3 protein-coding genes are annotated in these 5,271 nt (G+C 68.9%); 1 reads left to right on the top strand and 2 read right to left on the bottom strand.

From position 1 onward, the window contains the following. Positions 1–286: 286 nt before the first annotated feature. Positions 287–1,519 (bottom strand): phosphatidylserine/phosphatidylglycerophosphate/cardiolipin synthase family protein, encoded by a 1,233-nt coding sequence (locus VF794_RS34790; RefSeq protein ID WP_331117430.1) that lies wholly within the window; start codon positions 1,517–1,519, stop codon positions 287–289. Positions 1,520–1,671: 152 nt separating this feature from the next. Here VF794_RS34790 and VF794_RS34785 point away from each other — a divergent pair, with 152 nt between their 5' ends. Next, positions 1,672–2,121, top strand: coding sequence for a hypothetical protein (locus VF794_RS34785; RefSeq protein ID WP_331117429.1), 450 nt, complete (start codon positions 1,672–1,674; stop codon positions 2,119–2,121). Positions 2,122–2,139: 18 nt separating this feature from the next. On the opposite strand, the gene VF794_RS34780 is transcribed toward VF794_RS34785, so the two are convergent. Next, a partial coding sequence (locus VF794_RS34780) for a tolB protein precursor protein (RefSeq protein ID WP_331117428.1) occupies positions 2,140–5,271 on the bottom strand: 3,132 nt, incomplete at its 5' end.

Genomic DNA, 5,271 nt, shown 5'->3' with positions numbered 1-5,271 from the left:
CGGGGGGCCCGAGGTCGCCTGCTCGGGAGGACTGACCGGCGAGTCCTCGTGGACGGGCGCCGGTCCTTCTTCCACCGAGGGGCGCTCGGCGCTACAGGCGAACAGCAGGGTCACGGACAGGGAGCACAGAAGGCGGGCGAGTCTCATCGTCCCCGGGTAGAGCAAGGGCGATGCCCGACCTTGTGGGGCCCTTCTGTCCGCTGGCCGATGGTGTCCTCCCGGAAAATGAGAAGCGGGCTTTCCCGGGAGGGGCAACCGTTGTCCGACGTGGGCTTCCGGGTACTCGCTAACGGCAACCGACGACGGAGGCGGGAAGCTGGTAGGCGAAGCGATCGAACAGCCCGCGCTGTCGCCACCCGTCCCGGCGGATCTCCACCGCGCTCGTCAGATCGCGCTCGAAGCTGGAGGCGAGCGCACGGGCGAGCTGGGGGTCCTCGACGACGAGGGTTCCCTCCGAGAGCATCGAGCTCGAGCGCGGCTCGAGGCTCATGGAACCCACGGCGGCCAGCCGCTCGTCCACGAGGATGGTGCGGGCGTGCAGGGGAGTGGGCTGGTACTCCCAGAGCCGGACGCCATTCTCCAGGAGGCGCTCGTAGCTGGTGCGCTGCGCGGAGAGCATCCCGGGAGGGCCTCCATGGCGCGAGCCTGGCACCAGGACGCGCACGTCCACGCCCTCGCGGGCCTTGCGGATGAGCATGTCCGCGGTGGCGGCGGTGGGGACGAAGCAGGCATTGGTGAGCCACAGCCGGTGTCGGGCGGAGGCGATGAGCACCTGCACCATGCGCTCGGAGTGGCTGAGCGAGGGCGAGCCGCTGCTCGCGACGAAGCCGGCGCGGGCCTCGCCCTGAGGCGCCAGCACGGGGAAGGCCGAGTCCGGGAGCAGCTCGCCACTGGCCTCCTGCCAGCCCTCGGCGAAGGCCCGCTGGAACTGGCGCACGGATGGGCCCTCCACGTGGACATAGGTGTCGCGCCAGGCGGCGGGCCCCACCCCCGCGCCTCCGGTGAGTCCGCTGAGGCCATCGCGGATGAGGAGCTGGCGGTGGTTGCGCGCCGACAGCCGCTCGTCATCGAAAATCACCTCGGAGCCGACGAAGGGGCGGAAGGAGCGCACGTCGCACCCGGCCTGGACGAGCCGCGGTTGCACCTGCTCCACGAAGTCCGGGCTGTCGCGCGGGTCCACGAGGACGCGGCACACCACGCCCGGCTGGCGGTTCTCGAAGGCATGTAGCAGTCGCTCCGAGGCCTCGCCCGGTTGCCAGCTCGAGGTGACGAGGTGGAGCGACGTACGGGCCTGACGGATTTCACTCTCGAACGCCTCGAGGATGTGGTCGTCCTGCACCAACTCCACGACGTGACCGGGGCGCAGCCCCACGCCCACGGACTGATAGAGGACGAACGAGAACTCCGGCCCGGAGTCGGGCAGGTTCTGGTGGATGCGGAGCTGCTGCGGGAAGTCGCGGTGGATGCAGGCCGTGCCAGCGAGCAGGCAAGCGAGCAACAGGCGAGGGAAACGAGTCACGCCGCCAAGCTAGGCATCCGCACGCCCGCTGAGCAGTGCGGGGAGGCGGGCGAGCATGCGTGGGGAACGAAGTGACTCGCTCCTGGGCGCATCCCTACCTTCGGAAAGACGGCCTGCGAGTGGAGGGTGGCGCGATGGAGTCATGGAACCGGATGTCGACCGACGCGGTGCGGACGCACACGGCGGACGGAGTGAACCGGCGGATTGATGAGCGGGTGGAGGGGTGCGTCCGGCACATGGCGGAGCAGGACCGCGCGGCCATCTCCGACTACCTGAACAAGCTGGAGCGCGAGTGGGACCTGAACCGGGTGGTGTCGGTGGCGGCCTCCACGGTGACGGTGCTCGGGCTGGTGCTCGGGGCGAAGGATGGCCGGGGCTGGCGGGTGGTGAGCGGAGTGGCGGCGGGGCTGCTGTTGCAGCACGGCCTGCTCGGCTTCGGCCCGCTGGCGGGGCTGGTGCGGATGCTGGGGGTGCGGACGCGCAAGGAGATTGACCTGGAGAAGTTCGCCCTCAAGGCCCTGAGAGGCGACTTCGAGCGCATTCCGCACGACGGCGGCCCCCTGGCGCGAGCCAACGCCGCGCTGGTGGCCGCTCAGTCCTGACCGCGCCCCCCGCGCCTGTCAGTTCCCGCCGACGCGCATCCCACCGAGGCTGGCGGGAGCGGTGAGCGGGGGCTTGGCGCCCGGGGTGGCCTTGCCGTGCCCCTTGAACAGGTAGCCCTCGAGGCCGGCGAGGCCGATGGAGAACTGGGTCACCCACTTGTCGGCGGGCCGGCCGGCGGGAGCGCGGATGTCGAACGGGTAGGCGAAGTGCAGGCGCAGCAGGAGGGGCCCGAGACCGACGTTGACGCCCACCGCGGCGTCGAGGACGCGGCGGTCCCACATCTGCCGGGCCGAGCCGCCCACACCACCGAAGTCCACGCCCGCCACGCCCATCAGGGTGTTGAGGAAGGCCACGCGGATGAGCGCATCGAGCGGGATGCGCAGCTCCGCGGTGGAGTACAGGTAGTGCTGGCCGAGCAACCACTGCTCATTGCCGAAGGGCACGCCGCGGATGGTGTCGAAGCTGGAGAGGTAATAGGAGCGCGAGAAGCGTCCGCCGAAGCTGGTGCCCACGCCGCCGCGCAGCAGCACGTGGGTGCTGCCCAGGTGGAGGGGGAAGTAGCGCTCGGCGTCCAGGCGCACGTTGCCGAAGACCTGGCCGTGGAAGGGCTGCACGCCGGTGGTGAGCTCCGTGAGCAGCGAGGTGCCGGAGATGGGCGTGCCCGTGTAGTGGTAGCGCAGGGTGTTGTAGCCCCAGGCCACCGAGCCCTCCGTCTGGAAGCGTACGCCCTGGTTGGCCTGCCGCCACGGCGTATAGAGGTCGCCGATCTTGTTCACCTCGGGCAGGTTGAGGAAGAAGATGGTCGTCGGGTCGAGGAAGTACGAGACGCCGCCGATGCTCAGGTTGGCTTCCAGGAAGGAGAAGGTGCTGAGCGGGTAGCGCGTGATGCCCGTGGCGCCGAAGAAGCGCTCACCGGAGATGCGCAGGAAGTAGGGCAGATCCCTCGCGGTCTGGTTCAGGGTCGGGTCGATCCGGAAGCGCAGGGACTGGAAGACGCCGCCGCCCCACGTCGTGCGGTTCTCCTGGTTGAGGTAGAGCAGGTAGCCGTCGGTCAGGTCGATGGAGCCGTAGATGGCCACCTGGAAGAGCAGGCCGTGGTTGTGCAGCCGGTCCGTGGCGGAGGCGAAGAGTTGGCCGTAGAAGCCGCCGCCGCCAGCGCCCGCGAAGCCCATGATGGGCCCCAGGTCGATGTTCTCCCGGGCGAAGGGCTTGTAGGGCTCGGCACCCACCAGCGAGCGCTGCGGTAGCGGGCTGGGCGGCCCGGCCTTCTCCGGCGTCGCGCTGGCCACCGCGAAGTTCATGAGCTGGTTGGCGCGCAGCAGCGCCGGCTTGCGCTCCCCGGACACGTGGAAGAGCGTCCACAGGTTGCCCTCGGGCGCGGGGCTCGGCTCGAAGAGGCCGGTGGTCACGTCCGTGCGTCGCACGATGCTGCCCCCGCCGGTGTACTCGTACAGGTCCGAGCGGCTCTTGTCGTAGGCCACGAAGAAGAGCCGGCCCTCCGTCGTCACCATCGGATCCTGATGATCCCTCGCCTCGGTGGTGAGGCGCTCCACCTTGCTCGGATCTTCCAGCTTCACCCGGAAGAGGTTGTAGTAGCCGTGCGCGGTGGCGTCCGAGGCGAAGACGATGCCAGCCTGGCCCCAGGTGAGGCTGCGCTCGGCGTACACGTCCTGGGTGATCTGCTGGGGCGCCACGTCCTGGCCCTGGTCCAGCGGCAGCACGTACACGTCGCGCGTGCCCGTCTCGCTCAGTGCGATGAAGGCCAGCTTCGTGCCGTCCGGCGAGAAGGCCGGCGAGTACGCGGAGATGAGCCCGTGGTCGGCCAGCTTGTAGGCCACGCGATTGCCCATGTTGAAGCGCACCTTGACGGACGGCTCCTTCTTCAGCCCGGAGCCGGTGGCCATGTACGGGCTGCGGCCCAGGGGCTCCATCGTCCCGCCGAAGCCGGTGATGGGCTCGGCGCTGTGCGTGTACTCCTGCACGTAGAGGATGTCGCGCGCCTGGGACTCGGCGACGAAGGCGAGCCTGTTGCCGGCGATGGCGAAGTTGCGCCCGAAGATGGGGTGCAGCGACTCGTAGCCGGGCACGCCGTCGCCCTGCACCTTCACGCTCTGATCGGGGACGCGCGGATCCAACATGATGAGCTGGCTCTCGCCCGTCTCGGGAACGACGCTCCGGTACATGAGCACCCGGCCATCCGGCGAGCTGTTGAGCGCGGTGACGATCCCCTTGCGCTCGCGCAGCACCTCCAGCGCGGGGTTGGCCTGCTCGGCCTTGAGGTAGGTGCGGTAGGAGCGCTGCTTCAGCCACGCCTCGAACTTCGAGGCCACCTTGGGCGGTTCATCCCCGGTGAGCAGCTCCACCAGCCCATCGAACTGGAGGTTGGGCGTGGTGCCCGTGCCGGAGACGAGCTTGGGCGAGTTGTCGAGGATCTTCTGGATGATGCCCGCCCCGTACGTCTCCTCGAGGAACTGACAGCGCGCCTGCCCCATCTTGTAGATCCACACGAAGCCGTAGGGCCCGGGCGACCAGAAGTCCAGGAAGGCGTACCCGCGCATCAGGTCCGGATTGATGAGCAGATCCCTCACCATCATCTCGCCCTCGGGATCCAACCCACCCTTGGCGTAGAACTCGGCCAGACCTTCGATGAACCACAGGGGAATGCTGTTGAGCGGATCCCCCGCCACCTTGGCCTGCTCGCCGAGGAATCGGACCTTCTGGATGGTGAACTGGTGCGCCATCTCGTGGGTGCTGATCTCCCCGAAGAGGCGGTGATCCCCCATGTAGGGCAGCGTCAGATCCAGATCCCCCTGGGTGCTGGTGACGCCCAGCGTGCCCTCCGAGACCGGCATGATGTTGGTCTGGAGGAACTCCTGGTAGCTGCTGTAGAGGTAGTAGGGGAAGGTCTGCGTGGGGACGAATTTGAAGCGATCCACGAGGTAGCGGTAGGTGTCCTCGAGCTGGGTCGCGGCGTACTGGGCCACGTTGCGCTCGTTCTCGTAGAAGAAGAAGCGCACGCCGCCGCTCTTGGCCCCGAGCGACGTGGCATAGCCGGGGCCGGCATCCGGGGTGCCCCCATCCGTCGCCAGGGCGATGGGGATGTACAGGGAATCGCCGGTGGCGACGGTGCCGCCATCCACTCCGCCATC

Origin of the sequence: Archangium sp., from assembly GCF_036389735.1 — a bacterium.
Classification (GTDB): domain Bacteria; phylum Myxococcota; class Myxococcia; order Myxococcales; family Myxococcaceae; genus Archangium.
The sequence above is the reverse complement of the archived record's forward strand: the minus strand, read 5'-3'. Positions and strand labels throughout refer to the sequence as shown.

What these genes read in the sequence shown, in the direction of transcription:
- VF794_RS34785 (WP_331117429.1), top strand. Translation starts at nt 1,672, where the DNA reads ATGTCGACCGACGCGGTGCGGACGCACACGGCGGACGGAGTGAACCGG.